The following is a 4872-nucleotide window of genomic DNA, read 5'->3' as shown; positions in this document are numbered from 1 at the left end:
CGATCATCCTGCCCGACGTGCCGGAGATCATTTCGCCGATCATCTACGCGCTGCCGATCCAGATGCTCGCCTATTTCACCGCCGTGTTCATGGGCACCGACGTCGACCAGCCGCGCAATCTGGCGAAATCGGTGACGGTGGAGTAACGCAGATCGACGGCTATCACCGGCGCTGGACATTCCGGCCGCTAGCAGCCCAACGCTGGCCCCACCGCTTCGTGCTGCACTAGACCTAGCATACTAAGGGAGAAACCGCCGCCGTCTCAGGATCGCAATCAGCATCCTTGTCGCCGCGCTTCGTGCTGTGCTTGCTCCTTGGGGCTCGCCTACGCAGTGCTGACCGACGGCACCGCTGTCAGCCTGGTATTCGTCGCCAGCCGCCGCTAGACGGGGCCTTTTGCTCGGCGTTGCTCCCGCGTCGACGAAGAACCTGGCAAGATACTGCGCTCGCTTATTTGAAGCGGTCCAGCGAGTCAGCGGCCATCGGTCGGCCTGACGGAAGCCAATCACCAGATCGGCCTAGGGCGCGCAAACTCAGGAAGTGTTCAACGCAGCTGATCCGGCAACGTTGCAGCCCAGGACGAAGACCAAAACCGGGTGGACTATCCGTGCCGGATTGGAATTCGCATTCGCGGGCAAATGGAGCGCGTGTTGAGTATCGCTACACGGACTTCGGGACCGCAAATGGAAGTCCCGCGCCGCTTTCCCGGGTGTGATCGAAACTATGGCGGAATAAGCATCTTCGGCAACGGCTTCGGGAATTACAGCAACCACATCGTTCTGACTGCATATCGGCGCGAGATCGGGGAGGGCGGAACGGGTGAGGCTTCGATGTAAAATGATGCATTCCCGTCAGTGCTTCCGCATGGAGTGACTATAAAGTCGATAGCAGGTGAGGCGGCGCAGGTCGTGATCTTAGGCTGGAGACAGCGACTTCGATGGGCCAGCCATACTGGCGAAGGCCTTGGACCAACTGGCTGATTGCAGTAAATACCCAGAAGCAGGACATGTAAGAACCGCAGCCGCCATCCGAGGAACCGATGGCTTCGCCCGATGCCCCGACCGCCCAGGTCCAGAGCGTGGTGGAATGGCTAAGTTCGTTGCCGCTGCCCAGTGACCGGTGTTGCAGCGGCCTCCGCATCCAATGATAGGCCGACGGCGATCCCTGCATCGCGAGCCCAGGCAATGAATATTTGTCTCGCGTGATCGGCGGGACGTCGTCCGTCATAGGCGGCACAGCAGACTTCGCTGGCGCATGAGTGCAGCCGTCCTCGCTGCTCAATTGGCCATTCCTCAAGAAATTCGATCGCGTCCATGACGCAACCTATGCTTCGAGCGCCGAGGAACTCGTCATCGACGAGAACGGGACGCGAAAACGTGTCTCGACACTCGTTTCGGGCTGTGCGGACATTCCCTTCTGAAGCGCAGTCAAGGCCGGGAAAGACTTCGGTTGCCATATGCCTGCTCCCACTGCAAGCCATGTGATGTCCCACACGACAAATCCAACGTGGCTAAAATATCGGAAGGCGTTGTTTCGGCGTCAAGGATCGCCGATGAACGCTCAGCCCGCCTATTTTCCTGCATCCGACTGCCGATGCCGCCTGATCTCGAGCGCTCTCTGGAACGCCTTGGCGCCCACGTCGCAGCTGCTCACTAGCGTGGATGACGAGGTCGCATTTTTACACGGTGAACATATGCGCCAAACGCCCGTTGCTGCAGCGGTGCGCAGCGTTCGGCCAAAAGCGATGCGGCTTGATGCGGTCGGAGATCAGCCATTCGCCAAGATCGCGAAGCCGCTCGAGGTTAGCCAGGCTTTCTGGCGAAGGCACACGACATCAGCGGTTATCGCTCGTCGTTGCCGAGATCCCGTCATAACCCATACGCCCGCTCCGGCTCGCCGATGCGTGCGCGGGGCATTGTCCCAGCCGAAGGCCTGGACCTCGGCGAGGCCGCCTTCTTCAGCTGCTTCAGCCCGCCCGGCGTGCACGCGAAACAAGAAGGACGGCCAAAATTGCCCAGCGACCGGGCTTAATCATGCCATGGATGTTGGCGGCGGCCCGCTGGATGGTGCAGCATATCGACGGTGGGTAGCCAGAGTCGGGTGCTCCGTTGGTAAAATCCTTCTGGGTCTAAATCTGCTGGGTGTGGCGCACCTGGCGCTGTCGAAGTTCGGCTGATAGACCATCGCGGGTTGACATTCGGGGATCGCTCGCCATGCTGCAATGCAGCATGAACAACAGCCTTACAGAGCCATCGCGTATCGAATGCCTGGATGGCCTTCGCGCCGCCGCCGCATTGTGGGTGCTGGTCGGCCACTGCCTGCTGCTGACGGGCTGGCATCTGCCGGTGCTTGGCGACCCGGCACTCGGCGTCGATCTCTTCATCATGCTTTCCGGCTTCCTGATGGTATTCCACTATCAGTTGCGCCAGGACAAGGAGCCCTGGCAAAGGCCTGAAACCTGGCTCAAATTCTGGACGCGGCGTTATTTCCGCATCGCGCCGCTGTTCTACATCATGCTGTTCTTCGCACTGGCGCTCGGCCCGTATGTTTATGAGTCGCGGACAGTCATCGACGCATTCGTGGGCCGCGCGCCGCAGGCGCCCGAGCGCTACCTCGACAGCAGCCTGAAGAACATTTTCGCCCATCTGACATTCCTGTTCGGCCTTTCCCCGAGCTTCGCCTACCGGACGCCGCTGCCCGACTGGAGCCTCGGGCTGGAAATGCAGTTCTATGCGGTGTTCCCGGCGCTCATGCTTCTGGTGCGCCGTTTCGGCTGGCTCTGGAGCGCGATCGTCATAGCGGCGCTCGGCGCCCTGGCGGTGGTGATCCTGAAGTCAATGTCGGTCCATTTCCCGATGCCGTCCTTCCTGCCGCTGAAGATCCAGGTTTTCCTGTGCGGCATGCTTCTGGCGGGCGTTCTGGGGCAGAACCAGCCGCGGCCGCTGCTGCATCTGGCCCTGGCGATGGCGCTGGCGGCCATCCCCTTCGGCGACGGCCACGGCCTTTCGAAGTTCCTGATACGCGAAGCGCTGGTGCTTGGGTTCTTTGCCTTGGTCCTCTATCGCATGCTGCCCGGCGCGGCGGGCGCCGCGGCGCGAAAAGTCGCCGTCGCATTGGGCGGAGGCATCTTTCATGTGCTCGGCGAACTGTCCTACAGCATCTATCTGATCCATCTTCTCATTCTGCAGCCCGTGGCGGCCTTCGTCATTGCCCGTTATGGCGACGGGTTCGGCGCGCCGCTGCGCTTCGCCATCGTGCTGGCGGTCGTGCTGCCGGTGGTTTGTCTTCTGTCCTTCGTGACCTACAGGCTCATCGAGATGCCCGGGCAGCAACTCGGACGCGTGGTGTTGCGCCGGTTCGCACGTAAGAAGCCGGCGCTTGAGCCAAGTCCCGCCGAGTAGCATCAGGAAACGGCTGCACATCGCTGGTCTGGCGCATCGTCCGATCGCCGCCGATGCGGCCGGACCTCGGCTAATTTAGAATTGCGTCACTTCCTCGCGTGCGCGCCGCAGTGAAAGCAGATGCCGCAGCAGCGTCCGCGCATTCTTGTCGTAGACGTAGTGCGCGAACGCAGCGACCGCGATGACGAGAATGGATGTTCCCACGACGAATGGCAGGCCGTGCTGGTTCCGCAAGTTTCCAGTGACGGATTCGTCCAGGATGTTCACGATCCTGATCAGCGGCGTATGAAGCGCGTAGATGGCGTAGGAGATGTTGCCGGAGAACAGGGCGATCGCGCGCCAGAAGCCCGAGAGCCGCAAGCGGGAAGCCATGAGAACAAGCCAGGGCCAGACCAGCACTATCATCGCTAGGTCGTATAGTTGCGCATTTCCGGCAGGGCGGAAGATCATCAGTCCGGCGCAAAGCGCAAGCACGACCGGCATGTAGAGATTGCCCTCCCGGCTGGCCCCGGTCGCATATCGCCGCAGATAAACCCCGAGAAAGAAGGAAAAGGCGATCCGGGCGGGAGCCGCGATCGTGCCGTCCCAATGGGCGCCGCCGCCCAGGCTGAAGCCCTGCCAGGCCAGCAGGGCAAGCGCCAGGAGACCAACGCCGAAGACAGCAGCCAGCGAGCGGCGAGCGAGCCTCAGCGCCAGCGCGGCGAAGACCGCGTTGGCGACAAGTTCATAGAAAAGCGACCATGCCGGACCGTTCAGCGGAAAAAGCAAATCTGGACCGACTGAAAGCGACGGCGGCGTCGGCAGGAAAAGCAGGGAAAACGCAAGGCTCGCAAGCAAATCCAGCCGAGAATACGAGCTTAGCCCGTGCATCGCGATGGTCACTCCCACGCTGGCCATGGCGATGCCGATGCCGGCGAAATATAACGGGTAGAGCCTGACGATGCGGGCTTCCGCGAATTCCCGGAAAGACATGCCTTTTCGGAACTTCTCGTCATAGGCGTGGGCAATCACGAAGCCGCTTAGCAGAAAGAACAGGTCGACTGCGAGAAAACCTGACGGCGCCAGATCAAGATGCTGCGCCGTAAGCTCGCGGAAATGACCAAGCATCACCAGAACGGCAGCGATGCCTCTTAAGCCGTGCAAGGCGTCGAAGTGGGTTGTCTCAGGTCTCAAACCGCTCTCCGGTTATCCCGAACCCGCCAACGTCGCCCAATTCATCTACGCATTGATTGCTGCGTCGCACAAGAAACTTTTTGCGGCGCACGCTAGTGGAATGTGTCCACCACGGTTCCTGGCCTGCAGGAACGAGAGGGCACCTTCTCCCCGAAACGAGGTCCGCTAACGGGGAGAAGGAAGAACCGGCACGATCAATAATCGCCGTTGTAATACCGGTCGTCGCAGGGTGCGGTGTAGATGCGCCCGTAGCGATCCTGGTAGCGGCAGAGCTGCTCGCCGCGGCGCTGCGGGGTGG

4 protein-coding genes are annotated in these 4872 nt (G+C 61.2%); 2 read left to right on the top strand and 2 right to left on the bottom strand.

Features of this window, described 5'->3' with window-relative positions; all coding sequences use genetic code 11:
- Positions 1-1090: 1090 nt before the first annotated feature.
- The gene (locus tag EOA23_RS36730; RefSeq protein WP_245456466.1) at positions 1091-1315 is read right to left on the bottom strand and encodes a DUF982 domain-containing protein; all 225 of its coding nucleotides are present in this window, start codon (positions 1313-1315) and stop codon (positions 1091-1093) included.
- Here EOA23_RS36730 and EOA23_RS36725 point away from each other — a divergent pair.
- Both EOA23_RS36725 and EOA23_RS31580 read left to right on the top strand, forming a co-directional pair.
- Entirely contained in the window at positions 1259-1420 is a 162-nt protein-coding gene (locus EOA23_RS36725) for a hypothetical protein (protein WP_245474407.1), read from the top strand. The two genes, EOA23_RS36730 and EOA23_RS36725, sit on opposite strands and share 57 nt — an antisense overlap.
- A gap of 793 nt (positions 1421-2213) precedes the next feature.
- Positions 2214-3401: an acyltransferase gene (locus tag EOA23_RS31580; protein ID WP_245474405.1), complete on the top strand. Its 1188-nt coding sequence runs from the start codon at positions 2214-2216 to the stop codon at positions 3399-3401.
- A 75-nt stretch (positions 3402-3476) separates the two neighbouring features.
- On the opposite strand, the gene EOA23_RS31575 is transcribed toward EOA23_RS31580, so the two are convergent.
- A complete protein-coding gene (locus EOA23_RS31575) occupies positions 3477-4544 on the bottom strand; it encodes an acyltransferase (RefSeq protein ID WP_281058776.1) in 1068 nt (355 codons plus the stop codon).
- Between the last annotated feature and the right edge of the window lie 328 nt (positions 4545-4872).

It is taken from the genome of Mesorhizobium sp. M2A.F.Ca.ET.042.01.1.1, assembly GCF_003997405.1.
Lineage (GTDB): Bacteria > Pseudomonadota > Alphaproteobacteria > Rhizobiales > Rhizobiaceae > Mesorhizobium.
The sequence above is the reverse complement of the archived record's forward strand: the minus strand, read 5'-3'. Positions and strand labels throughout refer to the sequence as shown.